Raw genomic sequence first — 24,843 nt, 5'->3', positions numbered from 1 at the left:
TTGCTGCGATGCGAGAGCGCCGCATCGCGAGGGGCCCCTCGATTGAAAAAATTAGCGCGCCACCACCTGCTCGGGAAACATATGTGGACTCCAGCCGAGCTGTTCGCGCAGCACGCGCCAGTCGAAACCAGCGCCGGGATCTTGCTTGCGGCCGGGCGCGATGTGCTCGTGGCCCGCGATGTGGGCGATGCGGTAGTGCTGCGCGAGCGCGGCGCAGAGGCTGGCCAGCGTTTCGTACTGCGCCTCTTCGAAGCGCTCGCCCTCGAGGCCTTCGAGTTCGATGCCGACCGAATCGTCGTTGCAGTTGCTGCGTCCGCGCCACGACGACACGCCGGCATGCCAGGCCCGGTCTTCGCAGCTCACGAACTGCCAGAGATCGCCGTTGCGGCGCACATAGAAATGCGAGGACACCTCGAGCCCGCGGATCGACTGGAAGTAGGGATGCGTGTCCCAGTCGAGCTGGTTGCTGAAGAGCTGCTGCACGGCGTCGCCGCCGTATTCGCCCGGCGGCAGGCTGATCGAGTGCAGCACGATCAGGTCGGTCTGCGCGCCGACGGGGCGCGGGCCGAAGTTGGGCGAGGGCAGGGCCTTGGCGAAGCGGTACCAGCCGGCGCGCCAGAGTCCGTCGTCGCCGGCCGGTGGGGTGACGGCGTCGTCAGTCGTCGGCATGCGCGGTGGTGCCGTCGTCGCCGTTGGGCGTGGAGATGCCCAGGCGCGCGATGCGGTAGCGGATCTGGCGCAGGCTCATGCCGAGCCGCGCGGCGGCGGCCGTGCGATTGAAGCCGCTTTCGTGCAGCGCGCGCACGAGGATCTCGCGCTCCTGCTGGTCGAGCCAGGCTTGCAGGTCGGACGGCAACGGCGGCGGTGCGGGCTTGGGCTCGGCGGCCGGTACCGTCGCAGGCGCCACCACGGGTGCGGTCGTGGGCTCGGTCGGTGCGGCGTCGCTGCGGGTCGCGGTCGGCAGCGTGCCCATCAGGTCGATGTGCAGCTCGTCGCCGTCGTTCAGCGCCACGGCGCGGTGCAGCAGGTTCTCGAGTTCGCGCACGTTGCCGTCGAGCGGATGCTGGGCCAGGCGCTGCAGCAGCGCGTCGGACAGGCGCGGCGCGGGCAGGCCACCGTCTTGCGCGATGCGCGCAAGCAGCGCGGTGCACAGCGCTGGCAGGTCTTCGCGGCGCTCGCGCAGCGCGGGCACCGCGATCTCGATCACATTGAGCCGATAGAACAGGTCTTGCCGGAAGCGGCCGGCCAGCACCTCGGCGTGCAGATCCTTGTGGGTGGCGCTCACGATGCGCACGTCGACCGCGTCTTCCTGCGTCGAGCCGATGGCGCGCACGCTGCGTTCCTGGATGGCGCGCAGCAGCTTCGACTGCATGGCCAAGGGCAGGTCGCCGATCTCGTCGAGGAACAGCGTGCCGTCGCGCGCCGCCTGGAAGTAGCCGTCGCGGTCTTGCGCCGAGCCGGTGTACGAGCCCTTCTTGGCGCCGAAGAACTCGGCTTCGAGCAGGTTCTCGGGAATCGCGCCGCAGTTCACCGCGACGAACGGGCCTTCGCTGCGCTGGCTGCAGCCGTGCACGGCGCGCGCGACCAGCTCCTTGCCGGTGCCCGACTCGCCGCGCACCAGCACGGGCGCCATGCCGCGCGCCACCTTGGCGATGCGCGACTTGACGAGGCGCATCGGCTCGGAGTCGCCGACCAGCCGGTCGAGCGCGGTGGCGCCGCTGCGCGTCACGGCCAGTGCGTCGGGGCGTTCGCCGCCGCGGCCAGCGGCTTGCGGCACCGGCTTCTGCGGCACGACCACCGCGGCGCGGTTGGCCTGCACGGCCGACGCGACCACGGCGCGGAACTGCTTCAGGTCGACCGGCTTCGTGAGGTAGTCGAAGGCGCCGGCCTTCAGCGCCTCGACCGCGTTCTCGGCCGAGCCGTAGGCGGTCATGACCACACAGCGCTCGCTGCGCTGGTCTTTCTGGATGCGATGGATGATCTCCATGCCTTCGCCGTCCGGCAGCCGCATGTCGGTGATCACGGCATCGAAGCGGCCGGCCTCCAGGTGCTGCCAGGCTTCGGACACGCTGCCCGCCGCCTCCACCCGGTAGCCCTCGCGCAGCAGCGTGAGTTCGTAGAGCGTGCGCAGGTCGGGCTCGTCGTCGATGACGAGGATCTGCGCGGGGCGCGGGGCGGCGGCGGAAGGCGGAAGGGAGCTCACGGCCACTATTGTGTCAGCCGGTTTTCGCTCGGTGCGAAGCTGACGAAGAATTCGTTGCCCTCGGGGCCGCCCGGCACCAGCGCGCGGCGTTCATAGCCGATCGTCGCGCCGTGGCGCCGGCACAGCTCGCGGCACAGGAACAGGCCCAGGCCGCTGGAGCGGCTCTCGGACGAGAAGAAGGGTTCGAACAGGTGGCGCTGCACCGCCGGCTCCAGCGGCGCGCCGTCGCTCCACACCAGCAACGCGGCACGCTGCACGCCGGCGCGTTGCAGCGTGGTGATGACCTGGATCGCGCCCTCGCGCTGGCTCGCGTAGCGCGCGGCGTTGTCCAGCAGGTTCACCAAGAGGCGGCGCAGGTGCTCGGCCTCGAAGCGCACCTCGCTGCCCGGCGCGTCGAGCGCAATGCGCACGCCCTTGCGCTGGGTCTGGCGCACCCATTCCTCGGCCAGGATCTGCGCGGCGGGGTCGAGCACCAGCTGTTCGCCCAGCGACAGCACGCGCTGCTGGCGCGCGCGCGAAACGTCGAGCACGTCGTCCACGATGCGCGCCAGGCGCTGCGCGTTGTGCTGCACCATGTCGGTCAGCTTGCGGTGCGCCGGATCGGTCAGGTCTTCGTTGAGCAGCGCGCTGGCCTGCGCGATGGCGGCCAGCGGGTTGCGGATTTCATGCGCCACCGCGGCCGACATGCGGCCCATCGCGGCGAGCTTTTCGGTGCGGATGCGGGCTTCGAGTTCGCGCAGGTCCTGCAGGAACATCACGCACAGGCTGTCGGCGCGGCGGTCGTCGGTGGGCGTGAGCCGGGTGCGCACGCGCACCTCGCGCGCCGCGCCGCGGGCCTGCGCCACCGGGATTTCTTCGGTCTGCGGCGCGCGCCGCGCGAAGGTCTGGCGCGCCAGCGCGGCCAGGGCATGCCAGGCCGGCTGGGTGTGCAGCGGGAACGGCAACGCCAACTGCGCCAGGCCCTGACCGAGGATCGCGTCGGCGGCCGGATTGGCTGCGTGCACCAGGCCCTCGGCGTCGATCACCAGCACGCCTTCGCTGAGGGTTTCGATGACCAGGTCGTTGACCTGCGCCTGCATCTGCGCGTGGCTGCGGCTGCGCTGCGCCACGGCCTCTTCGCGTGCCAGCCGGCGTGCCAGTTCGTGCGCGAGCAGCGCCACCACGAACAGCCCGGTGCCGGTGAGCGCCGCCTGCACGAAGCGCGCCGAAGGATCTCCGGGTTGCTGCAGCCAGTGCCAGCCGGCGTCGGCCAGCAGCAGCAGCGTCACGGTGGCCGTGGTGCCCAGGCCCACGAGCAGCGTGCCGAGCACCGCGCTCATCAGCACCGGCAGCGCGAACAGCGGCGTGTAGTTGACGCTGCCGCCCTGCAGCACCTGCAAGGCGCTGAAGATGCCCAGGTCGACGCCGATGGTCAGCAGCCAGAGGGTGGAGAAGCCGCGGATCGGCGGCTCGAAGTGCGCGTAGCGCATCTCCAGCCAGGCCAGCACGAAGTACCCGCCCGACAGCACGATCGGCAGCGGCTGCACGGCCTGTCCGATGGCGAAGGCCACGCCCTGCAGCAGGACCAGCACCAGCGCCACGAAACAGCGCGCCGCCATGAAGCCGCGCCACAGCCGCAGCAGCGCCGTGCTGTCGCCGGCGCCCAGGTCGAGCACGTCCCAGTCGGTGGCCGGCTCGCCGCGCGACCGGCGCAAAGAACTCATGAAGCGGTGCCGGCCTGGCGGTGCGCGGCGCTGCAGTACGCCGTGCCATCGGGCCCGGGAAGTGCGTCGGCCGCGGGCAGGTGCAGCCCGCAGTGGGCGCAGCGCACCATGGCCTGCGGCGGACCGACGGCCGGCGTGCGTTGCTGTGCCTTCCTGGCGCGTTCCTGTTGCGCGTCGCGCATCTCTTCGCGCCGGTTCTTGCGCCAGAGCCAGATCGCGACCCACACCACCGCAAAGACAAGCAGGTACTTCATGCGGGCAGGCGCGTCAGCACGACCTCGAGCACGAAGCGCGAGCCGACGTAGGCCAGCAGCAGCAGCGCCGCGCCCGCGTACAGCACGCGCCGCGCCGTGCGACCGCGCCAGCCGAAGCGCGCGCGGCCCGTCAGCAGCACGGCGAAGCTGAGCCAGGCGAGCACCGAGAAGATGGTCTTGTGGTCCCACTTCCAGGCGCGGCCGGCGGCGCCGTAGAGCTGTTCGCTGAACAGCAGGCCGGCCAGCAGCGTGGCCGACAGCAGCACGAAGCCTGCGGTGACGAAGCGGAAGGTAAGCCGTTCGAGCGTGAGCAGCGGCACGCCGGCCTGTGCATCGGCACTGGCCAGGCGAATCTGCTTTTCAGCCCGCGTGATCAGCCAGGCGTGCACCACGGCGGCGCCGAACAGACCGTACGAGGCGATGCCCAGCGCCAGGTGCAGCGGCAGCCAGGGCGAGGCGCTGACATGCAGCGGCGTGCCCGGAAACAGCAACGCCAGCAGCACCGCCGCCGCGCCCAGCCAGGCGAGCGCGCGGCGCGCCTTCAATTGCGGGTACAGGCGGCTTTCGACCGCGTAGACCGTGAGCACCAGCCACGCCGTGACCGACAGCGCCGGCGCGAAACCGAAGCGAGGGTCGCCGCCGATCAGCCCGTGGCCCAGCACTGCAGCATGCAGCAGCCATGCGATGCCGAGCGCCCATTGGGTGGTCTGGCGGCTGAGCCGCGCACCGGCGGCAGCGGCAAAGCCGTAGGCTGCCGCGGTGGCGATGCCCAGCGCCACGCCGAGTGGGGAGGGGATCGCTAAAATCATCGGTGGAGTGTATAGGCTCGCCCCCAGGCTTCGCGCACGTCGTGCCGCTTCGCCCACCCCTTGCCGGGGGCAGCATCCGCGGTCCGGCACAGCCGGTTGCGCGGGTTCCACGACAGAGCGAGCCCGCGTCCGCTTCCAGGTTTTCACGACTTTCTATCGGTCCGCTACCGCGGACAACAAGGTATTTCCTCCATGGCCACCGCCCTCACTGAAAAGTTCTCCCGCCTCGTCAAGACGATGAGCGGCCAGGCCCGCATCACCGAAAGCAATGTGCAGGACATGCTGCGCGAGGTGCGCATGGCGCTGCTGGAGGCCGACGTGGCGCTGCCCGTGGTGCGCGACTTCGTCGCCCGCGTGAAGGAGAAGGCGCTCGGCCAGGAAGTGCTGGGCTCGCTCAAGCCGGGCCAGGCGCTGGTCGGCATCGTCAACCGTGAACTCGCCGCGACCATGGGCGAGGGCGTGTCCGACATCAACCTCGCGGCCCAGCCGCCGGCGGTGATCCTCATGGCCGGCCTGCAGGGCGCCGGCAAGACCACCACCACCGCCAAGCTGGCCAAGCACCTGATCGAGAAGCGCAAGAAGAAGGTGCTCACCGTGTCGGGCGACGTGTACCGTCCGGCCGCCATCGAGCAGCTCAAGACGGTCACCAGGCAGGCCGGCGCCGAGTGGTTCCCGAGCACGCCCGACCAGAAGCCGCTGGACATCGCGCGCGCCGCGCTCGACCACGCCAGGCGCCACTATTTCGACGTGCTGCTGGTCGACACGGCCGGCCGCCTGGCCATCGACGAAGTGCTGATGACCGAAATCAAGCAGCTGCACGCGGCGCTCGACCCGGTCGAAACCCTGTTCGTGGTCGATGCCATGCAGGGCCAGGACGCGATCAACACCGCCAAGGCCTTCAAGGAAGCGCTGCCGCTGACCGGCATCATCCTGACCAAGACCGACGGCGACTCGCGCGGCGGTGCGGCGCTGTCGGTGCGCCAGGTCACGGGCGTGCCGATCAAGTTCGCCGGCACGAGCGAAAAGATCGACGGACTGGAGGTGTTCGATGCCGAGCGCCATGCGGGCCGCATCCTGGGCATGGGCGACATCGTCGCGCTGGTCGAGCAGGTCACGGCCGGCGTCGACGTCGAAGCGGCGCAGAAGCTCGCGGCCAAGGTCAAGAGCGGTGCGGGCTTCGACCTCAACGACTTCCTCGGCCAGCTGCAGCAGATGAAGCAGATGGGCGGCCTCTCCAGCCTGATGGACAAGCTGCCCCAGCAGATGGCCGCCAAGGCCAGCGAGGCCGACATGACCCGCGCCGAGCGCGACATCCGCCGCAAGGAGGGGATCATCCAGAGCATGACGCCGCTGGAGCGCCGCAAGCCCGAACTGCTCAAGGCCACGCGCAAGCGCCGCATCGCGGCCGGCGCGGGCGTGCAGGTTCAGGAAGTGAACCGCCTGCTCAACGAGTTCGAGCAGATGCAGGGGATGATGAAGAAGATGAAGGGCGGCGGCCTCATGAAGATGATGAAGAAGATGGGCGGCATGAAGGGCATGGGCGGAATGCCCGGCATGGGCGGAGGCGGCGGCAAGCTGCCGTTCTAGGCGAACGTTCCCGCTCTCTGCATATAAAGAAGGCCCGCCGGTGTGAACCCGCGGGCCTTCTTTCTTTTTCGGGCCCGACACGCGCCATGAAAAAAGCCGACCCGGAGGTCGGCTTCTTGCCGGTGCCTTGTCTTCAGCGCATCAGGCGGTGGCCAACGCAGCGGGACGCGCCAGGCGCAAGGCATGCATCCACGCACGACGCAGCACGGCGGGCGAACGCGATTCCTCGGGAATCAGCAGGAAGCCGCGGTCGCGCAGCGTGGTGCCCAGCGCGATCTGGCTGGTCAGCACGGTCAGCGGAATCGCCAGCAGCAGCGGCAGGCCGACAGGCATGAGCCAGACCAGCGCGCTCGGGTCGATCATGGCGACGCCGACGGCCAGCATGGCGATCACCAGCGTCATCGGGGCCAGCTGCGAAGCCGCGACCTTCCACGGCACGGCGGCGGCTTCACGCGGGGGCGACTTCCAGTCGAGCTTGATGCCGGTGAGGGCGACGAGCACGAACAGCGAGTGGGCCAGCATGCGCACCGGGGCTTGCACGATGGCCAGGCCGGCTTCGAGCACCGAGCTCTTCACGAGGCCCCAAGTGCCGCCGTACTGGCGTTGCTCGCCGCGCATCAGCACGGCGGCGATGCCCAGCACGCGCGGCAGGAACAGCAGGCACAGGGTCCAGAGCCACAGGCCGGCGAGTTCGGCGGGCAGCACGCTCCAGCTCGACACGAGGCTCGAGCCGCTCAGCCACAGGGCGGTGCCCAGTGTCAGGAATGCGAGCCACAGCGGGGCCGAGGCATACGCCATGGTGCCGGTCACGAACATCGCGCGGTGCACCGGGTGGATGCCGGGCTCGGCCATCAGGCGGGCGTTCTGCAGGTTGCCCTGGCACCAGCGGCGGTCGCGCTGCAGCTCGGCCAGCAGGTCCGGCGGTTGCTGTTCGTAGCTGCCAACCAGGTCGGACACCAGCCACACGTGGTAGCCGGCGCGGCGCATCAGCGCGGCTTCGACGAAGTCGTGCGACATGATGCCGCCCGACATGCCGCCGGTGCCCTTGATGGGGGCCAGCGCGCAGTGCTTCATGAAGGCTTCGACGCGGATGATCGCGTTGTGGCCCCAGTAGTGCGACTCGCCGAGTTGCCAGAACTGCATGCCCAGTGTGAACAGGCGGCCGGTGACGCGCGAGGCGAACTGCTGGGCGCGGGCGTGCAGCGTGACGTGGCCGATGGCCTGCGTCGCGGTCTGGATGATGCCGGCGGTGGGGTTGGCTTCCATCAGCTTGACCATCGAGGCCAGGCAGTCGCCGCTCATGACGGAGTCGGCGTCGAGCACGACCATGTAGCGGTAGTCCTTGCCCCAGCGGCGGCAGAAGTCGGCGACGTTGCCGGCCTTGCGGTGCGTGCGGCGGGTGCGCAGGCGGTAGTACACCTCGACCTGTGGCTGGTTCGGGCTCTCGGCCAGCGCGGCGCGCAGGTCTTCCCAGGCGGCGCGCTCGGCGGCGGCGGTCTCGGGGTTGTAGCTGTCGGACAGCACGAACACGTCGAACTGCTTGGCGTGGCCCGTGGAGGCGACCGATTCGCAGGTGGCGCGCAGGCCGGCGAACACGGTGGCCACGTCCTCGTTGCAGATCGGCATGATGATCGCGGTGCGTGCCTCGGGGTTCATCGGGTGGTGGGCCACCTGTTTTGCCGAGAGGGCGTGCTTGTCACCGCGCACGGACACATAGAAGCCCATGAGCGCGGTCACGAAGCCGGTCACGACCCAGCCCGAGAGCAGGCCGTACAGGCCGATCTGGCCATACTCGAGCCAGACGTTGTCGTAGTCGGGTTGCACGCTGGCGAACAGCGACGACGCGATCACGGTGCTCAGCAGCGTGAGCAGCATGAAGGCGAGGCGGCGCTGGCCGGCGGCGCGTTCCCAGGCCTGCGGGGCCGGGGCGGCTTGCGTGGCGGCGGGAGCGCGGCCGGCGCCCAGGCGCACGAGCAGGGCAGTGCCAATGCTGTTCCAGAAACCGCGCCAGGGACGCGGTGCCATGGAACCGCGGTTGACCGGCGGTGCCGTGACGGCGTTGGGGTGGCGTTCCTCGCGCAGCGCGCTGCGGCGCGCGAAATCGGATTCGGCGAGGACGTTGAGTTGGGAGAAGTCGTTCGGCTTCATCGTTTCATTCACCAACGTTGCTTGTCGAGGGGGGTGTCGCCAATGGCCGGAAGGCGCTTGAAGACGCAGTCCGTGGCGGCGCCGCCGACGCCCGGGAGCGCGGTCAGCGAATGGCCCGCGGCACGGGGCCGCGAGGAGGAAAACTGCTTTTGACGCAGGCCGTCGCGCTGCGGACGCAGTGCGAAAGATGGGCTGGTAAGTGCTGTCATGCCAGTACAGGGGCAAACCCTGTGCCAGCCTGGAAAAACGCTTTCAGATCAACGACTTGGAGAGACTTGGAACCGTTTTCCGTGGGGGATGGGCCTGCCGGGCCCCCGAAACCCCCATTTTTGTCGCCGAATCCCGACAAGCCGGGGAGGCCCTCGGGAAACAGCCTTTCAAATCAACGACTTAGGCCTGTCGCTACTCGGCGACAGGGTCGCCACCGGGAGCGACAACGTCGGCCTTGAAGTTGCCCGGCGTGAGCTCGTGCTTCTGGAGCAGGCGGTAGAACTCGGTGCGGTTGCGGTCGGCCAGACGGGCGGCGTCGGCCACGTTGCCGTCGGTCAGCTTGAGCAGGCCGACGAGGTAGTCGCGCTCGAAACGCTGCTTGGCCTCGGCATAGGTGAGCACCTCCACGCTCGGCACGCGCAGCGCGCGCTGCACCAGCGCCAGCGGGATCAGCGGCGAGCCCGACAGCGCGCAGACCTGCTCCACCACGTTGTAGAGCTGGCGCACGTTGCCCGGCCACGCGGCGGTGGTCAGCGCCTTCAGCGCCTCGGGCGCGAAGCCCGACAGCCGCTTGCCGTATTTGGTCGACAGCTTCTGCAGGAAGTGGTTGGCCAACAGCGGAATGTCCTCGCGCCGCGCCGACAGCGGCGGCAGCGTGAGCGTCACCACGTTCAGGCGGTAATACAGGTCTTCGCGGAACTGGCCGGCTTCCATCGCGGCGTCCAGGTCGCGGTGGGTGGCCGAAACGATGCGCACGTCGACCTCGATCGACTGGCTCGCGCCCAGCGGGCGTACCGCGCGCTCCTGCAGCACGCGCAGCAGCTTGACCTGCAGCGCGGGGGGCATGTCCCCGATTTCGTCGAGCAGCAGCGTGCCGCCGTCGGCCTGCTGGAACAGGCCCTTGTGGTTCGCGTGGGCGTCGGTGAAGGCGCCCTTCATGTGGCCGAACAGCTCGGATTCGAGCAGCGCCTCGGGAATGGCGCCGCAGTTGACCGCCACGAAGGGCCTGTCGGCGCGCGCGCTGGCCTTGTGGATCGCGCGTGCCAGCAGTTCCTTGCCGGCGCCGGAGTCGCCGCGCAGCAGCACGGACGCGTCCGACTTCGCGACCATGCGCGCCTCGGCCAGCAGCTCGGCCATGCGGTTGCTGCGGCTCACGATTTCCGAACGCCAGCTGTCGTCGCCGGTCTTGCTCGGCGTGGCCGCCGGGGCGCCGAGCGCCAGCGCCTGCGAGATCTTCTCGAGCAGTTCGCGCGCGTCGTAGGGCTTGGTGAGGTAGGTGAACACGCCGCGCGCCGTGGCCTCGACCGCGTCGGGGATGGTGCCGTGCGCGGTCAGCAGGATGACTGGCAGCGTCGGGTGGCGCTTGCGGATCTCGTCGAACAGCTGCAGGCCGTCGCGCCCGGGCAGGCGCACGTCGCTGAGCACCAGCTGCGGGTGCTCGATCTCGAGCTGGGTGAGCGCGGTCTCGGCCGACGTGACGGCCGTGACCTGGTAGCCCGCCGACACCAGCCGCATCGAGAGCAGCCGCAGCATGTCCGGGTCGTCATCGACCACGAGGAGGCGGGCGCCCGCTGTACTCATCGATGTACCTCCGTGCTTCGCACGTCGGTGCGAGCTTGTCTGTGGCGGCGCGGCACGGTGTTCATGGATTCGTTCTGCCCCCGCTGGGGGCAGTGACGGGTGCTGACGAGTTGGGCCGGGCGAAGCTGCGCTCGATGGCGCGCAGCGCCTCGATGCGCTCGTTGAGCTGGTCGATGCGGCGCTGGCTGTCGCGCAGCTGCTGCACCTGCTTGTCGCGGTCGTCCTCGACGCGGCGCTGCTCGATGTAGCGCGCCGCCAGCGCCCGCGCGAGCGGATGCAGCGGCTGGGCCTCGGGCGCGGGGTTGCCGATCACGCGCTGCAGCAGGCCCAGCGCGCGCGCCAGGTCGGCCGGCACGCGGGTCTGCGCGAGCAGGATCGCGAGCTGCATCTGCGCCGCGGGCGTGTCGCCCTGTTCGCCGACGCGCGAAATTTCTGCGCTCAGGTCGGCGCCGCCCAGCGGGCGCACCTTGTCGGCATAGGCCAGCATGGCCGTGAGGGGGCCCTGCGTGAGCTGCGTGAAGAGCGAGGCCGGCTGCGTGGCGGGCGCGCGAGGCTCGGCCTCGACCGGCACCACGCGCGGCGCGGCCACGGGCGGCGGCAGCGCGTCGGCTTCGGCCGGCGGCTTGGGCTGGGAGGCGCAGGCTGCCAGCAGCAGGATGCATGGCACGGCCATGGCCCCGGCGAAGGTGGATCTGCGGACGAACGAAAGGAACATGGGTCGAAAAGGCGCGGGGCGGTGTGGGTGGGGGTGTCCGGGGTCAGGTCGTGCGCGGCAGTTCGATGCGAAAGCGTGCACCGGGGCCGTCCGGCAGCAGGGCGATGCGGCCCCCATGGGCTGCAATGTACTCCTGCACGATGGAAAGTCCGATGCCGGTGCCTTTCACCGTGTGCTCGGGCTGGCGCTCGCCGCGGAAGAAGGGTTCGAAGATGCGGTCGCGGTCGCCCGTGGCAATGCCGGGACCGGCATCGCACACGTCGATGTGCACCGCCTCGGGCGTGCCCGACACGGCCAGGGTGATGACGCCGCCCGCGGCCGAGAAGCGGATCGCGTTCGACAGCAGGTTGGCGATGGCGGTGCCGAGCTTGGTGCGGTCGACCGTGAGGGCGATCGGCTCGCCCTCGGCGCGCACGCGCAGGCCGTGTGCCTGCCACTGCAGGCGCTGGGCCTCGATCTGCTCTTCGATCAGCGGCAGCAGCTCTGTGCGCTCGCGGCGCAGCTCGCGCGCCTCGAAAGCGGCGGCGTTGAAGCGCAACAGCGCCTCGATCTGGTTCTGCAGCGACACGGTGTTCTGCTGCAGGATCTGCGCCACCTCGAGCTGCGCCGGGTTCAGTGGCCCGGTCACGCCGTCCTCGAGCAGCGAGACGCCTTCGCGCAGCGCCGCCAGCGGCGTCTTCAGCTCGTGCGACACGTGGCGCAGGAAGCGCGCCTTGTCGGCGTCGAGTTCGGTCAGCCGCAGCCGCAGCCATTCGAGCTGCTGAGACACACGCCGCACGTCGGCGGGGCCGCGAATGTCGATCGGTTCGTCGAGCCGGTTCTGGCCCAGGCCGACGATGGCGTTTTCCATCCGCTTGAAGGGGCGCGCCAGCCAGATGCCGAAGGCCAGCGCCAGCGACACGGCCAGCACGCTGGCGGCCACCACCTCGCGCATCAGTCGGCGGCGCGCGTTCTCGATGCGCTTGGCCAGCGCGTCGTTCTGCGTTTCGATCAGGAACTGCGCCTGCTGGGCGATGTTGGTGTTGAGCGCGTCGAGTTCGCGGAACTGCATCGCCATCGTGCTTTCGCGCGCCAGGGCGCTGTCGGGGCTGCCGCTGAGCAGCCCTTCGATCACGCCGAGCTGGCCGCGCCACATGTCGATGCCGGCGGCCGGCAGGCCGTTGCGCTCCAGGCGCTCCAGCACCTGATGTGCTTCGCGCGCGGCCTCGTCGAAGCGCCGGCGCAGCACGGCGTCGTTGAGCACGAGCGACTGGCGACCCGCACGTTCCATGGCCGCGCTGCGCTCGGCCAGCGACTGCGAGGCGCCCGACAGGCGCAGCGCGCGCGCCGCGGCGTCGCGGCTTTGCGTGACGAGCGCGTCGTACTGCAGCACCGAGCGCAGCGCCACGCCCACCAGCAGCGCGGTGATGAGCAAAAAGGCAAACAGCAGGAGCTGCTGGAACGAGCCCCGGACGGAGGGACGTTTCGCCATCAGTGGGCGAGCGTCGTGGCGGCGGCCGCCAGGGCCGATTCGCGCGTGACCACCTCGCCGCGCAGCGTGTACGCCAGCGAGCGGGTGATGCGCAGGTCGGCCATCTGGCCCACGAGGCGGGCGTCGCCCTCGAAGTTGACGACACGGTTGCAGGCGGTGCGGCCCATGAGCTCGTTCGCGTCCTTGCGCGAGGCGCCCTCGACCAGCACGCGCTGCGTGCTGCCCACGAGCGCGTCGCCGAAGCGGCGCACGTTGCCGTCGATCACGCGCTGCAGCGTCTGCAGGCGCGCCAGCTTCACCTCGTGCGGCGTGTCGTCGGCCAGCGCGGCGGCGGGCGTGCCGGGACGCGGGCTGAAGATGAAGCTGAAGCTGTTGTCGAACTGGCAGTCGTCGATGAGCTTCATCATCTTGTCGAAGTCGGCGTCGGTCTCGCCGGGGAAGCCGACGATGAAGTCGCTGCTGAGCGCCAGGTCGGGGCGGATGGCGCGCAGCTTGCGCACCGTGCTCTTGTATTCCATGGCCGTGTAGCCGCGCTTCATCGCCATGAGGATGCGGTCGCTGCCGTGCTGCACCGGCAGGTGCAAATGCGAGACGAGCTGCGGCACCTTGGCATAGGCCTCGATGAGCCGGGGCGTGAACTCGTTCGGGTGGCTGGTGGTGTAGCGGATGCGCTCGATGCCGGGGATCTCGGCCACGTACTCGATGAGCAGCGCGAAGTCGGCAATTTCGGCGGTCTCGCCCATCTTGCCGCGGTAGGCGTTCACGTTCTGGCCCAGCAGCGTGATCTCGCGCACGCCCTGGTCGGCCAGGCCGGCGATCTCGACCAGCACGTCGTCCAGCGGGCGGTTCACTTCCTCGCCGCGGGTGTAGGGCACCACGCAGTAGCTGCAGTACTTGGAGCAGCCTTCCATGATCGACACGAAAGCGGTCGCGCCTTCGACGCGCGCCGGCGGCAGGTGGTCGAACTTCTCGATCTCGGGGAAGCTGATGTCGACCTGCGGGCGGTCCAGGCGCTCGCGGTCGTTCAGCATCTCGGGCAGGCGGTGCAGCGTCTGTGGGCCGAACACGATGTCGACATACGGTGCGCGCGCGATGATGGCCTGGCCTTCCTGGCTGGCCACGCAGCCGCCCACGCCGATCTTCACGCCCTTGGCCTTCAGGTGCTTCACGCGACCGAGGTCGGAGAACACCTTCTCCTGCGCCTTCTCGCGCACCGAGCAGGTGTTGAACAGGATGAGGTCGGCCTCGTCCACGTTCTGCGTGGGCTCGTAGCCCTGCGCGGCGTGGAGCACGTCGGCCATCTTGTCCGAGTCGTACTCGTTCATCTGGCAGCCGAAGGTCTTGATGAATACTTTTTTCATGGGGGAGCTCTCTGTGCCCTTCGAAAGGAGGAAGGGCTGCGGGGCGCGCGTGGCGCCCGCGGATTCTTGCTTGCTTGCGGCGTGGCCGCGTTACTGCGTGTTCACCGTGTCGTTCGAGACGAACGGCCAGATGTTCAGGAACGGCTTGTTCAGCGATTCGCGGCTGGCCAGGGCCTCGTCGGGTGTCAGGATCCAGACCTCGCGCAGCAGCCCGGCGGCGTCGCGCGTGTAGTTCACAAGGTACTTCTGGCCGACGATGGCGCCGGGCATCACCAGCATGTTCTGCGGGCTGCGGATGCGCGCACCGGCGCCCAGGCGGTCGGCCCGGCCGTCGAGCTCGACGTCGGGGGCGCTGGTCACCATGAACTTGCCGCGCAGCGTGCCGACCGGGAAGTTGCGCCCGCCATTGAGCGACTCGTTCTGGGTCTGCGGACGGGGCACCTCGTCCTGGGCGCTGGCGTGGAGGGAGAAAAGACCTGCGGCGCCGGCAAGGGCGGCGCAGAGGGCGAGGGAAGTGAGCGTTTTCGTGGGTGCCTTGCAGCGGTTCATGGGGTATATCCAGAGGCTGTGGACCGGCGATTTTAGCGAGGGGGTGTTTTCCCTCATGCCGGGGCAGCGGGTGGTGAAGGGCTTTTCGGCGGGCCTGCTTTACATTTCTTTACGGCGCCCATGAACACTGCGCGTCGGCCACTGCTGCAATAGTTGCTGTCAGCCCAAAGTGCACAAGAACCCATGAAGAAAACTGCCGCCTTCGCCCTCGCGGGCGTGTTGATCGTAGCCGTCGCGGGCGGTTGGTGGCGCATGTCGGGCGATCGGCCCGTCACGAAAGACGCCAAGTCCCCGAGCGCCGGGCCGGCCGCCGCGCTGGTCACGCTGGCCACGGCCGAAAGGCAGGACGTGCCGGTCACCGTGCAGGTCAATGGCAGCGTGGTGTCGCTCAACAGCGTCGATCTTCGCCCGCAGGTCACGAACACGGTGAGCGCGGTGCACGTGAAGGAAGGCCAGTTCGTGAAGGAAGGGCAGCTGCTCTTCACGCTCGACGACCGCAACGACCAGGCGAACCTCGCCCGCGCCCGGGCCCAGCAGAAGAAGGACGAGGCCACGCTGGCCGACCTGGAGCGCCAGTACCGGCGCAGCCAGGAGCTGCTCGCGCAGAACTTCATTTCCAAGAGCGCGAGCGACGCCACGCTGTCGCAGTTCGAAGCGCAGCGCGCCGCCGTGGCGGCCGACCGCGCGGCAGTGCAATCGGCGCAGGTGGCGTTGGGCTATGCCACGCTGCGCGCGCCCATCGCCGGGCGCATCGGCGCCGTCAACATCTACCCGGGCACGCTGGTGCAGCCCACGCTGTCGCTGGTCACCATCACCCAGCTCGACCCCATCGCCGTGAGCTTTCCGGTGCCCGAAGGCAACTTGCAGGACTTGCTGGCCGCGGCACGCACGCGCGCCAAGGTCGAGGCGCTGGTCACGGGCCGGCGCGAGCCGCTGTTCGGCACGCTCGACTTCGTCGACAACACGGTCGACCCGCAGATCGGCACGGTGCGCGCCAAGGCCGTGTTCGCCAACGCCGACCAGAGCCTGTGGCCGGGCCAGTTCGTCAACACGCGCATCACGGTGCGCATGCTGGGCGGCGTCACCGTGGTGCCGGCCGCGGCGCTCATGATGCTGTCCGACGGCGCCACGTTGTACGTGGTCGATGCCGAGCGCAACGCGGCGCGCCGCCAGGTCAAGGTGCTCCACACCTTCGGCACGAAGGTCGCCGTGAGCGGCGTGACGCCCGGCGAGCAGGTCGTGATCGAAGGCAGCCAGAACGTGCGCCCGGGCGGCAAGGTGCGCGTCGACGTGAAAGCGCCAGCCGGACCGGCTGGCCCGGGTGGGGCGCCCGCCAACGGCACCACGGGCGTCACGCCCGGCAGCGCGGCCTCGTCGGACGTCCAGCCGGCGCGGGAACGCGCATGAACATTTCAGAGCTCTGCATCCGCCGTCCGGCGATGACGGTGCTGCTGTCGGCGGCCGTCGTGGTCATTGGCATCTTTGCGTACTTCAGCATCCCGGTCGCGGCGCTGCCGAGCTACAACACGCCGGTCATCAACGTCAACGCGCAGCTGCCGGGCGCGAGCCCCGACACCATGGCGAGTTCGGTCGCGCTGCCGCTCGAAAAGCAGTTCTCGACGATTCCCGGCCTGCAGACCATCAGCTCGGTGAACACCCAGGGCGTGACCTCGCTCACGCTTGAATTCGTCAGCAGCCGCGACATCGATGCCGCTGCCGTCGACGTGCAGGCCGCGCTGCTGCGCGCCCAGCGCCAGCTGCCGCAGGAGCTGACGCAGCTGCCCTCGTACCGCAAGGTGAATCCGGCCGACGCGCCGGTGCTGTTCATCGCGCTGATCTCGCCGTCGATGAACCCGTCGGAGCTCAACGACTACGCCGAGAACCTCATTTCGCCCACGCTCTCGACCATCGACGGCGTGGCCCAGGTGGGCGTGTACGGGCGCAAGGCCTTCGCGGTGCGCATCAAGGCCAACGCCGACCTGCTCAACGCGCGCAACATCACGCTCGACGAGCTGGCCAAGGCCGTGAACTCGGCCAACGCCAACACGCCGGTCGGCACGCTCGACGGCCCGCGCCAGACGCTCACCATCCAGGCCAACCGCCAGCTCATGAAGGCGGCCGATTTCGCCAAGCTCATCATTGCGCAGCGCAATGGCGCGCCGGTGCGGCTCGATGAAGTGGCCACGCTGGAAGACAGCTTCGAGTCGGTCAAGACCGCCAGCAGCTTCAACGGCCAGGACTCGATTTCGCTCGCCGTGCAGCGCCAGCCCAATGCCAATACCGTGCAGGTGGTGGACGCCGTGCGCGCGCTCATTCCGCGCTTCAAGGCCGAGTTGCCGCAGTCGGTCGAGATCCACATGGTCAACGACCGCTCGCTCTCGATCCGCGAGGCGGTGCACGACGTGCAGCTCACCTTGCTGGGCACCATCGCGCTGGTGGTGCTGGTGATCTTCCTGTTCCTGCACCGGCTGGTGGCCACGCTGATTCCGGCAGCCACCATTCCGATCTCGCTGATTGGCGCCGTGGCGCTGCTGTACGCCTTCGGCTACAGCCTGGACAACGTCTCGCTGCTGGGCATCACGCTGGCCGTGGGCCTGGTGGTGGACGACGCCATCGTGGTGCTCGAGAACATCATGCGCTACGTCGAGAAGGGCATGGAGCCGATGGCCGCCGCGCTGCGCGGTGCGCGCGAGGTGGGCTTCACCATCGTGTCGATCTCGATCTCGCTGGTGGCCGTGTTCATCCCGATCTTCTTCATGCCGGGCGTGATCGGCCTGCTGTTCCACGAGTTCGCCGTGGTGGTGGCGCTGGCCGTGCTGGTGTCGGCGGTGGTGTCGCTCACGCTGGTGCCGATGCTGGCGAGCCGGCTGCTCAGGCACGTGCCGCGCAAGGAAGGCGCAGGCCACCTCGACCACGAGGAAGAACACCCTGAGCCCGGCACGGCCATCGGCCGGGCCTTCGAGCGCGGCTACCGCGCGGTGCACGGCACCTACATGCGCACGCTCGACTGGACGCTCGCGCACCGTGCGCTGATGCTGGCCATGGCGGGGCTGACCTTCGTCGTCACGGCGTGGCTCTTCATCAGCATCCCCAAGGGCTTCTTCCCCGAGGAAGACATCGGCCAGATCCAGATCACCACCGAAGCGGCCGAAGACATTTCCTTCACCGCCATGAAGGCGCTGCAGGCGCGCGTGGCGGCCGCGCTGCAGGCCGATCCGAGCGTGGCCTATGTGAGTTCCTTCGTCGGCGTGGGCGGCCCGACCGCCACGCAGAACTCGGGCCGGCTGTTCGCGGTGCTCAAGCCGCGCAGCGAGCGTCCCAAGATGTCGAAGGTGCTCGAGTTGCTGCGCCAGCGTTTCCGCGAAATCCCGGGCGTGGCCGTCTACATGCAGCCGGTGCAGAACCTGCGCCTGGGCGGGCGCCAGAGCAAGGCGCGCTTTCAGTACACGCTGCAGAGCGTGAACGCCGGCGAGATGGTGCCGTGGTCGACGAAGCTCATGGAGCGCATGCGTGCCGACCCCGACTTCCGCGACGTGACGAGCGATTCGCAGAACCGCGGCCTGCAGGCCACGCTGGAGATCGACCGCGACAAGGCCGGCGTGCTCGGCGTGGCCGTCGGCGACCTGCGCACCGCGCTGTACAACGCGTACGGCGACCGCCAGATCGGCAGCATCTACGGCGCGAGCAACACCTACCAGGTGATCCTGTCGGCGGCCGACAGCGACCGCCAGTTCGAGGAAGACGTGGCGCGGCTGTCGGTGCGCAGCACCACCGGCAAGCTCGTGCCGCTGTCGGCCTTCTCGACCGTCAAGCGCACCGTGGGGCCGACCTCGGTCAACCACCAGGGGCAGCTGCAGGCGGTGACGGTGTCGTTCAACCTCGGGCCCGAGGTGCCGCTGGGCAACGCGACCGCGAAGATCGACCGCTTCAAGGAAGAGCTGAAGATGCCGCAGTCGATCATCACCACCTACGGCGGTGATGCGGCGGTGTTCCAGAGTTCGCAGTCGAGCCAGGCCGTGCTGCTGGTGCTCGCGGTGCTGGTCATCTACGTGCTGCTGGGCGTGCTGTACGAGAGCTACATCCACCCGATCACCATCCTGGCGGGCCTGCCCTCGGCGGCGGTGGGGGCGCTGCTTTCGCTGAAGATCTTCGGCTTCGACCTCACGCTGATCGCCACCATCGGCATCCTGCTGCTGATCGGCATCGTGAAGAAGAACGCGATCATGATGATCGACTTCGCCCTCGACGCGCAGCGCACCGAGGGCATGAAGCCGGTCGACGCGATCCGCGAGGCCTGCCGGCTGCGCTTCCGCCCGATTCTCATGACCACGCTGGCCGCACTGATGGGCGCGCTGCCGCTCGCGCTGGGCCTGGGCGCGGGCGCCGAGCTGCGCCAGCCGCTGGGCGTGGCGGTGGTGGGGGGGCTGATCTTCTCGCAGGTGATCACGCTGTACATCACGCCCGCGATCTACCTGGCGCTCGACCGCTACAGCGGCAGCGGGCCGATGGTGGAGTTGCCAGGGGAGGCGAAGGCCGAGGCGGCAGCTGGGCATGCCGCGTCGCACGCCTGACGGCGATTCAAAAGATGCCGGATGGTCACGCGCGTGAACCATCCGGCCTGAAAGAACTTTTGCAGTCCTGCGAAACGTCACACCCGGGCAATCGCCCATTGAAGGCGCTCTGGCCTTCTCTTTGACGCCCCTGCGTTTTCTCCTCCTACCCTCGTCCCGTCCATGTGTGTGACGGGCTGAATGATCGCGAGGGGGGGGCGGTCTTGACGGTATCCAGCGATACAGGAAGCGGGTTTTTCTTACGATGATGTATCGCGGAAACGACGCAGGGCCGGTGCGTCAGGAATGCTGACTTGCCGGGCCCGCGTTTCGATGAGCCCGTGTCCCGCCAGCGAATTCAACGTGCGGGTGACGGTGACGCGGCTCAATGCCGTCATGGCGCCGATTTGCTCATGCGTCAGGTCGACCGTGCATTGTTTCGACGCCTGCGCCGACGGCAGGCGCGCTACGCGCAGCAGCAGATCGATGATCCGCTCCTTGGGCGCCGACGAGGCCACGCCGGCCAGCTTGGCGACGATCATGTGGTTCTTGAATCCGAGCAGCTGGATCAAGGAGGTCGCGAGCTCGGGGAGCGCCGAGAACTGCTGCGCGACATCTGCTGGGCGATAGCGGCTGAGGACGGCTGGCGCAACAACGCGCGTCGTCGTCGGCCGGGGGCTGTCGGCGAATGCGGGACCTTCGCCAAAGATCGCCCCGGGTCCAAAGATCTCGAGCAGGAACTCCGAACCGTTGCTTCGGTGGATCGTGGAATGAACGAAACCTGACCGCAACAGATAGAAGTAGTCATGCCGTTCGCCTTCGCGCGCGATGGTGTCGCCGGCCTCCAGGGTGACAAAGCTTCCCAGCTGCGTGGCTTGAATCCACGGCGCAGACAGCGTCTGGGAGGCATCCCAGCTGGCGTACGCCGAGGGGGTCGAGTGGGTTCGTTTCATGGGGGCGTCTTGCCCGGAACGGAGAAAGGCAAGCAGCCCATCGCGCCTTGTCCTTCGCGCTAGGTCGTGGACTCGTCGAGCGGTGTGTCCGCGGCCAGGTGGCTGATGTCGCTCCAGCCGACGAGGCTGAAGCCCTCGGGTGTCCACAGCATGCGGTTGATTGCCGCGTTGCCGAGCTGCCAGGTGCGCGGTGCCTGCAGCTCCTGGCGCGTGGCGGCGCGGTAGAGCACATCCATCACGCCGCCGTGGGCCACCAGCACCACCAACTCGCCCGGATGGCGCGCGGCGATGGCCGAGGCGGTGCGGGTCACGCGGTCGCGAAAGGTCAGCAGGCTCTCGCCGCCGCCCTCGGGTTCGAACTCGGGATCGCGCTCGCGCCAGCGGCGGGCGTCCTCGGGCAAGGTGGCCTCGATCTCGGCGAAGCTCATGCCCTCGAAGCGGCCGAAGGCACGCTCGCGCAGGCCCAGGTCGGGCTGCACGTCGAGGCCGTGGGGCGCGGCGATGGCCTGGGCGGTCTGCCAGGCGCGCGAGAGGTCGCTGGCGTACACCGCCGCAATCGGCTCGTCGGCCAGCGCCCGTCCGGCGCGCTGCGCCTGCCACAGGCCCGTAGCGTTGAGGCCGATGTCGAGGTGGCCCTGGATGCGGGTGTCGACGTTCCAGGCGGTTTCGCCGTGGCGCACGGCGATCAGGCGGGTGAGGTGGACTTCCATCCGTCCGAATTCTAGAAGTGCATCATTTCCTGGCAGCCGGCGCGAGCTCGATGTTCACGCGGCGCTCGCCCGGCGGCGGGTTCGGAAAGCCCTGCAGCGCGGCCTCGAACATCACCGGCAGGATCGCCGCGCTCGCGCTGTAGGGGCCGTCGTTGCGCGCGCGGGTCTCGTACACCACGCGGTGGCTTCCGCCCGCCTCGCGCAGCACGACGCTCACCTCGCGCTGGTACCAGGGGTTGGCCGGCGGCGTGAACATCGGGCCACCGTACCAGCCCCCGCCATGCCAGCGGTGGCCGTAGTAGCCGCCGTAGCCGTAGCCCCACGGGCCGGGCCCGTACAGCCACGGATCGGCCCAGGGCGACAGCGCCGCCGTGACGCGCGCGCCGATCTGCGCCGTGTACTGCGGCCTGGTGTCGTCGCGGCGCAGGCCGACCTTGTCGAACGCGGCCGCGGCCATGGCCTCCAGGCCGTCCTGGCGCGCCGTGTCGGCCTGCTGCGAAGGCAGGCGCTCGAAGCGGTAGGTGGCGCCAGGCGGCACGGTCGTGCCCGGCGTGGCAAAGCTCTTGACGTTGCTGTCGACCACCCAGGAGGTGGCGCAGCTGCTCAGGGCTGCTGCTAAAAATAGAGCTGAAAACGCACGATACATAAGGGTCTCCGGGCCAAGTGCCCTAAATTCCCCTGGGTTGCCCGAGTCAGCCTTGAACGATGCGCAGGGCCGAGGGTGCCTGGGAGAGCAGGTCGAAAGCGGGCGTGTCGAAGGCCTTGTCGCCGTTCTCGTCGGCCACGCCCGTCGCCTTCAGACCCTGGAAGTCGTGCAGCGTTCCGTCGAGCAGGTGCGAAGGCACGACGTTCTGCAGTGCGGTGAACATGTTTTCGACGCGGCCGGGGTACTTCTTGTCCCACTCGCGCAACATCTCGCCGACCTGCTTGCGCTGCAGGTTTTCCTGGCTGCCGCACAGCGTGCAGGGAATGATGGGGAACTCGCGGTGCTGCGCCCAGCGCACCGTGTCTTTTTCGGCCACGTACGCCAGCGGGCGGATCACGATGTGCTTGCCGTCGTCGCTCACCAGCTTGGGCGGCATGCTCTTCAACTTGCCGCCGAAGAACATGTTGAGGAAGAAGGTCTGCAGCATGTCGTCACGGTGGTGGCCCAGCGCGACTTTGGTGGCGCCCAGCTCGTCGGCCACGCGGTACAGGATGCCGCGGCGCAGCCGGCTGCACAGGCCGCAGGTGGTCTTGCCCTCGGGGATCACGCGCTTGACGATGCTGTAGGTGTCCTGGTTCTCGATGTGGAAGGCCACGCCCAGGTCGCTCAGGTACTTGGGCAGCACTTCTTCGGGAAAGCCGGGCTGCTTCTGGTCGAGGTTGACCGCGACGATGTCGAAATGGATGGGCGCGCGTGCCTTCATCTTGAGCAGGATGTCCAGCAGCGCGTAGCTGTCCTTGCCGCCCGAGACGCACACCATGACCTTGTCGCCCTCTTCGATCATGTTGTAGTCGACGATGGCCTGCCCGACCTGGCGGCACAGGCGCTTCTCGAGCTTGTGCGTTTCGCGCTCGATCTTCAGCGAGTTGGGGGGCGCGCCGGCTTCGGGCGTTTCGTCGATCCAGACGGCGTTCATTGGGTGGCTACTTCGGGCAAATCGGGGGAAAGACCCCCGATTTTGCCTTGGATCACCATTCCCCGGCTTCGATGCGGATGGCGACCTCGCAGTCGTCGAAGATTTCGAGCTTGGCGATCTTCACGCGCACGCCCCGCACGCCGGGCAGTTGCAGCAGGCGCTGTGCGAGCTTGCCGATGAGGCTTTCGAGCAGGTTGACGTGCTCGGCGGTGCACTCGTCGATGATGATGCGGCGCACCTTGCGGTAGTCCAGCACGTGGAAGATGTCGTCGTCCTGCGGCAGCAGCGGCTGCGGGCCGAGGTTGAGCTCGGCGTCTACCAGAATCGGCTGCGGCGCGGTTTTTTCCTGCTCCAGGATGCCCAGGTTGGCGTCGAAGCGCAGGCCCTGGAGGGTGAGTGTCTGGTGGCCGTGCGGTGTGTTCGTGGACATGGTGGTGGTGCTCGTCACATGAGCGAGAAATCGCGCTCGAATTTCATCAGGTGCTGGCCGCCGTCCACCAGCAGCGTGGTGCCGGTGATCGAGCGGTTTTCCAGTGCGAATTTCACCGTGGCGGCCACGTCCTCGGAGGTGGACGAGCGGCCCAGCGGCGACAGCTTGTGCAACTGCGCGAACCTGTCGTCGTCGAGCATGTGGCTCGCCAGCGTGAGGCCGGGCGCCACGCCCACCACGCGCACGCGCGGTGCGAGCGCCAGCGCGAGCATGGGGGTGGCGGCTTCGAGCGCGGCCTTGGAGAGCGTGTAGCTCAGGAAGTCCGGGTTCGGGTTCCAGAGCTTCTGGTCGAGCAGGTGCACCACGGCGCCCTGTGCGTCGCGCCGGGCCAGGTGCTCGTGCAGTGCCTGCGCCAGCAGGATGGCCGCACCCGTGTTGCTGCGCGCGTGGCGCTCCATGAGCGCGTAGCTGAAGCTGGCGGCATCGTCGTGCTCGAAGAGGGCGGCGCTGTGCACCACCGCATCCACCGTGCGAAAGCGTGCCGCCACGCGCGGCAGCAGGGCGCGCGTGGCCTGCTCGTCGGCCAGGTCGGCCTCGAACAGCGCCGAGTCGCCCGAGCGCGCGGCGCAGTCGGCCACGGTCTGCTCGGCTTCGGCGCGCGAGCTGCGGTAGTGCACCGCCACCTGCCAGCCGCCCGTCGCCAGCGCCAGCGCGATCTCGCGGCCCAGCCGGCGGCCCGCACCTGTGACGAGGACGGTGCGGCGGCGATCGGGGGAGGAGGGTGGGATGGCACGCATGCGAGGGAAGAAAACGAGGAGGAAGAGGACAATGGCGCCGTGACGACGCCAACCACAAACAGTTTACCCATCGCCCTTGACCATCTGATTGCCCGTTCCGTCGAACGCGCGGGCGGATGGATCGGCTTCGACCGCTTCATGGCCCTGGCCTTGTATGCGCCGGGGCTCGGCTATTACGCCAACACTTCGGCCAAGTTCGGCCACATGCCTTCATCCGGCAGCGACTTCGTGACCGCGCCCGAGTTGACGCCGATGTTCGGCCACACGCTCGCGGTGCAGGTGCTCGAAGCGCTGGAGAAAACCGGCACCGACACGGTGTGGGAATTCGGCGCGGGCTCGGGGGCGCTGGCGGTGCAGCTGCTGCATGCGCTGGGCGAGATGGGACGCAGGGATGTGCGCTATCGCATCGTCGACCTGTCGGGCACCCTGCGCGAGCGGCAGCAGCAGGCGCTCGCGGGGCATGCGGGGCGGGTCGAATGGCTCGGGGAATTGCCTGAGGCGATGGAGGGCGTGGTGGTCGGCAACGAGGTGCTCGATGCGATGCCGGTGCAGCTGCTGGCGCGGGTGAAGGGGGCGTGGTTCGAGCGCGGCGTGGTGCGCAATCCGGCGGGGGACGGGTGGACGTGGGTGGACCGGCCGACTGATCTTCGGCCGCCGGTCGAGGTGCCTGGGGTGCATGACTACCTCACGGAAGTGCATCCGCAGGCGCAGGCGTTCATTGCGACGCTGGCGGACCGGCTCGAGAAGGGCGCGGCGTTTCTCATCGACTACGGATTTCCCGAGGGCGAGTACTACCACCCGCAGCGGCACATGGGGACGGTGATGTGCCATCGGGGGCACCAGGCGGATGGCGATCCGCTGTCGGAGGTGGGCTACAAGGACATCACGGCGCATGTGGACTTCACCGGGATTGCCGTGGCGGGGCAGGAGGCGGGGCTTGCTGTTCTTGGCTACACGAGCCAGGCGCGGTTTCTTCTGAACTGCGGGATGTTGGGGTTGATGGAACGCGGGACTGTGGCGCAGCGAGGGATGGCGGCTCGGTTGATTCATGAGCATGAGATGGGGGAGTTGTTCAAGGTGGTGGGGTTTGCTGTGGGTGAACCTTGGGACGCTGTCGGGTTCGCTGAGGGGGATCGGAGTCACACCCTCTGAGGGGTTGCTTCCCGAGGCCGGGTCTCGCCCCGGCGGGC

21 protein-coding genes are annotated in these 24,843 nt (G+C 68.8%); 4 read left to right on the top strand and 17 right to left on the bottom strand.

Annotation, left to right across the window (positions count from 1 at the left end; translation table 11 throughout):
• Positions 1 to 51: 51 nt before the first annotated feature.
• Genes ampD through ASD34_RS08355 form a run of 5 tightly spaced genes read right to left on the bottom strand, consistent with a single transcriptional unit; the run spans position 52 to position 4,969 of the window.
• On the bottom strand, positions 52 to 669 hold the full coding sequence (gene ampD / locus ASD34_RS08375) for a 1,6-anhydro-N-acetylmuramyl-L-alanine amidase AmpD (RefSeq protein WP_056575592.1): 618 nt from the start codon (positions 667 to 669) through the stop codon (positions 52 to 54).
• Positions 656 to 2,203: a sigma-54-dependent transcriptional regulator gene (locus ASD34_RS08370; protein ID WP_056576178.1), complete on the bottom strand. Its 1,548-nt coding sequence runs from the start codon at positions 2,201 to 2,203 to the stop codon at positions 656 to 658. The genes ampD and ASD34_RS08370 overlap by 14 nt, the downstream gene beginning before the upstream one ends.
• Before the next feature lie 5 nt (positions 2,204 to 2,208).
• Entirely contained in the window at positions 2,209 to 3,906 is a 1,698-nt protein-coding gene (locus tag ASD34_RS08365) for a two-component system sensor histidine kinase NtrB (RefSeq protein ID WP_056575589.1), read from the bottom strand.
• The gene (locus tag ASD34_RS08360) at positions 3,903 to 4,160 is read right to left on the bottom strand and encodes a PP0621 family protein (protein WP_056575585.1); all 258 of its coding nucleotides are present in this window, start codon (positions 4,158 to 4,160) and stop codon (positions 3,903 to 3,905) included. Before ASD34_RS08360 ends, ASD34_RS08365 begins: the two co-directional genes overlap by 4 nt.
• Positions 4,157 to 4,969, bottom strand: coding sequence for an inner membrane protein YpjD (locus ASD34_RS08355; protein ID WP_056575582.1), 813 nt, complete (start codon positions 4,967 to 4,969; stop codon positions 4,157 to 4,159). The genes ASD34_RS08360 and ASD34_RS08355 overlap by 4 nt, the downstream gene beginning before the upstream one ends.
• Before the next feature lie 192 nt (positions 4,970 to 5,161).
• Here ASD34_RS08355 and ffh point away from each other — a divergent pair, with 192 nt between their 5' ends.
• On the top strand, positions 5,162 to 6,556 hold the full coding sequence (ffh, locus tag ASD34_RS08350; protein WP_056575580.1) for a signal recognition particle protein: 1,395 nt from the start codon (positions 5,162 to 5,164) through the stop codon (positions 6,554 to 6,556).
• 141 nt (positions 6,557 to 6,697) lie between these two features.
• Here the strand turns inward: ffh and mdoH are convergent, their stop codons facing one another.
• The 6 genes from mdoH to ASD34_RS08320 form a co-directional block, all read right to left on the bottom strand.
• Entirely contained in the window at positions 6,698 to 8,704 is a 2,007-nt protein-coding gene (gene mdoH / locus ASD34_RS08345; RefSeq protein ID WP_056575577.1) for a glucans biosynthesis glucosyltransferase MdoH, read from the bottom strand.
• 402 nt (positions 8,705 to 9,106) lie between these two features.
• Positions 9,107 to 10,495: a sigma 54-interacting transcriptional regulator gene (locus tag ASD34_RS08340; RefSeq protein WP_056575574.1), complete on the bottom strand. Its 1,389-nt coding sequence runs from the start codon at positions 10,493 to 10,495 to the stop codon at positions 9,107 to 9,109.
• Positions 10,496 to 10,556: 61 nt separating this feature from the next.
• Positions 10,557 to 11,168, bottom strand: coding sequence for a hypothetical protein (locus tag ASD34_RS08335; protein ID WP_235510011.1), 612 nt, complete (start codon positions 11,166 to 11,168; stop codon positions 10,557 to 10,559).
• Positions 11,169 to 11,253: 85 nt separating this feature from the next.
• Positions 11,254 to 12,681, bottom strand: coding sequence for a sensor histidine kinase (locus tag ASD34_RS08330; RefSeq protein ID WP_056575568.1), 1,428 nt, complete (start codon positions 12,679 to 12,681; stop codon positions 11,254 to 11,256).
• Positions 12,681 to 14,042, bottom strand: coding sequence for a tRNA (N6-isopentenyl adenosine(37)-C2)-methylthiotransferase MiaB (miaB, locus tag ASD34_RS08325; protein WP_056575564.1), 1,362 nt, complete (start codon positions 14,040 to 14,042; stop codon positions 12,681 to 12,683). The genes ASD34_RS08330 and miaB overlap by 1 nt, the downstream gene beginning before the upstream one ends.
• Positions 14,043 to 14,132: 90 nt before the next feature.
• Positions 14,133 to 14,591, bottom strand: a complete 459-nt coding sequence (locus tag ASD34_RS08320; protein WP_056575562.1) for a hypothetical protein — start codon at positions 14,589 to 14,591, stop codon at positions 14,133 to 14,135.
• Between the two features lie 183 nt (positions 14,592 to 14,774).
• On the opposite strand from ASD34_RS08320, the gene ASD34_RS08315 reads away from it, so the two are divergent.
• Positions 14,775 to 15,998 carry an efflux RND transporter periplasmic adaptor subunit gene (locus tag ASD34_RS08315; protein WP_235510010.1) on the top strand — a complete coding sequence of 408 codons (1,224 nt, stop codon included), beginning with the start codon at positions 14,775 to 14,777 and terminating at the stop codon, positions 15,996 to 15,998.
• Positions 15,995 to 19,162: an efflux RND transporter permease subunit gene (locus tag ASD34_RS08310; protein WP_056575559.1), complete on the top strand. Its 3,168-nt coding sequence runs from the start codon at positions 15,995 to 15,997 to the stop codon at positions 19,160 to 19,162. The genes ASD34_RS08315 and ASD34_RS08310 overlap by 4 nt, the downstream gene beginning before the upstream one ends.
• 239 nt (positions 19,163 to 19,401) lie before the next feature.
• On the opposite strand, the gene ASD34_RS08305 is transcribed toward ASD34_RS08310, so the two are convergent.
• From ASD34_RS08305 to ASD34_RS08280, 6 genes are read right to left on the bottom strand one after another with little or no spacing between them, the layout of a single operon-like run.
• Positions 19,402 to 20,094, bottom strand: coding sequence for a Crp/Fnr family transcriptional regulator (locus tag ASD34_RS08305; RefSeq protein ID WP_056575555.1), 693 nt, complete (start codon positions 20,092 to 20,094; stop codon positions 19,402 to 19,404).
• Between the two features lie 59 nt (positions 20,095 to 20,153).
• Entirely contained in the window at positions 20,154 to 20,804 is a 651-nt protein-coding gene (locus tag ASD34_RS08300; protein ID WP_056575551.1) for a histidine phosphatase family protein, read from the bottom strand.
• Positions 20,805 to 20,826: 22 nt separating this feature from the next.
• Positions 20,827 to 21,450, bottom strand: a complete 624-nt coding sequence (locus ASD34_RS08295) for a DUF4136 domain-containing protein (RefSeq protein ID WP_056575548.1) — start codon at positions 21,448 to 21,450, stop codon at positions 20,827 to 20,829.
• Between the two features lie 46 nt (positions 21,451 to 21,496).
• Positions 21,497 to 22,426 carry a tRNA 2-thiocytidine(32) synthetase TtcA gene (gene ttcA / locus ASD34_RS08290; RefSeq protein ID WP_056575545.1) on the bottom strand — a complete coding sequence of 310 codons (930 nt, stop codon included), beginning with the start codon at positions 22,424 to 22,426 and terminating at the stop codon, positions 21,497 to 21,499.
• 52 nt (positions 22,427 to 22,478) lie between these two features.
• Positions 22,479 to 22,856, bottom strand: a complete 378-nt coding sequence (locus ASD34_RS08285) for a dihydroneopterin aldolase (protein WP_056576172.1) — start codon at positions 22,854 to 22,856, stop codon at positions 22,479 to 22,481.
• A 14-nt stretch (positions 22,857 to 22,870) separates the two neighbouring features.
• Positions 22,871 to 23,653, bottom strand: coding sequence for an SDR family oxidoreductase (locus tag ASD34_RS08280; protein WP_056575542.1), 783 nt, complete (start codon positions 23,651 to 23,653; stop codon positions 22,871 to 22,873).
• Between the two features lie 39 nt (positions 23,654 to 23,692).
• Between ASD34_RS08280 and ASD34_RS08275 the strand changes: the two genes are divergently transcribed.
• Entirely contained in the window at positions 23,693 to 24,805 is a 1,113-nt protein-coding gene (locus tag ASD34_RS08275) for a class I SAM-dependent methyltransferase (protein WP_056575539.1), read from the top strand.
• Positions 24,806 to 24,843 lie beyond the last annotated feature (38 nt).

This window comes from Variovorax sp. Root473, from assembly GCF_001426505.1.
GTDB lineage: Bacteria > Pseudomonadota > Gammaproteobacteria > Burkholderiales > Burkholderiaceae_C > Variovorax.
The sequence above is the reverse complement of the archived record's forward strand: the minus strand, read 5'-3'. Positions and strand labels throughout refer to the sequence as shown.

Excerpts from the sequence above, each read along its gene's own strand:
- ampD (WP_056575592.1), bottom strand. The coding sequence starts at position 669 with ATGCCGACGACTGACGACGCCGTCACCCCACCGGCCGGCGACGACGGA.
- ASD34_RS08365 (WP_056575589.1), bottom strand. The coding sequence starts at position 3,906 with ATGAGTTCTTTGCGCCGGTCGCGCGGCGAGCCGGCCACCGACTGGGAC.
- ASD34_RS08360 (WP_056575585.1), bottom strand. The coding sequence starts at position 4,160 with ATGAAGTACCTGCTTGTCTTTGCGGTGGTGTGGGTCGCGATCTGGCTC.
- ASD34_RS08355 (WP_056575582.1), bottom strand. The coding sequence starts at position 4,969 with ATGATTTTAGCGATCCCCTCCCCACTCGGCGTGGCGCTGGGCATCGCC.
- ffh (WP_056575580.1), top strand. The coding sequence starts at position 5,162 with ATGGCCACCGCCCTCACTGAAAAGTTCTCCCGCCTCGTCAAGACGATG.
- mdoH (WP_056575577.1), bottom strand. The coding sequence starts at position 8,704 with ATGAAGCCGAACGACTTCTCCCAACTCAACGTCCTCGCCGAATCCGAT.
- ASD34_RS08340 (WP_056575574.1), bottom strand. The coding sequence starts at position 10,495 with ATGAGTACAGCGGGCGCCCGCCTCCTCGTGGTCGATGACGACCCGGAC.
- ASD34_RS08335 (WP_235510011.1), bottom strand. The coding sequence starts at position 11,168 with ATGGCCGTGCCATGCATCCTGCTGCTGGCAGCCTGCGCCTCCCAGCCC.
- ASD34_RS08330 (WP_056575568.1), bottom strand. The coding sequence starts at position 12,681 with ATGGCGAAACGTCCCTCCGTCCGGGGCTCGTTCCAGCAGCTCCTGCTG.
- miaB (WP_056575564.1), bottom strand. The coding sequence starts at position 14,042 with ATGAAAAAAGTATTCATCAAGACCTTCGGCTGCCAGATGAACGAGTAC.
- ASD34_RS08320 (WP_056575562.1), bottom strand. The coding sequence starts at position 14,591 with ATGAACCGCTGCAAGGCACCCACGAAAACGCTCACTTCCCTCGCCCTC.
- ASD34_RS08315 (WP_235510010.1), top strand. The coding sequence starts at position 14,775 with ATGAAGAAAACTGCCGCCTTCGCCCTCGCGGGCGTGTTGATCGTAGCC.
- ASD34_RS08310 (WP_056575559.1), top strand. The coding sequence starts at position 15,995 with ATGAACATTTCAGAGCTCTGCATCCGCCGTCCGGCGATGACGGTGCTG.
- ASD34_RS08305 (WP_056575555.1), bottom strand. The coding sequence starts at position 20,094 with ATGAAACGAACCCACTCGACCCCCTCGGCGTACGCCAGCTGGGATGCC.
- ASD34_RS08300 (WP_056575551.1), bottom strand. The coding sequence starts at position 20,804 with ATGGAAGTCCACCTCACCCGCCTGATCGCCGTGCGCCACGGCGAAACC.
- ASD34_RS08295 (WP_056575548.1), bottom strand. The coding sequence starts at position 21,450 with ATGTATCGTGCGTTTTCAGCTCTATTTTTAGCAGCAGCCCTGAGCAGC.
- ttcA (WP_056575545.1), bottom strand. The coding sequence starts at position 22,426 with ATGAACGCCGTCTGGATCGACGAAACGCCCGAAGCCGGCGCGCCCCCC.
- ASD34_RS08285 (WP_056576172.1), bottom strand. The coding sequence starts at position 22,856 with ATGTCCACGAACACACCGCACGGCCACCAGACACTCACCCTCCAGGGC.
- ASD34_RS08280 (WP_056575542.1), bottom strand. The coding sequence starts at position 23,653 with ATGCGTGCCATCCCACCCTCCTCCCCCGATCGCCGCCGCACCGTCCTC.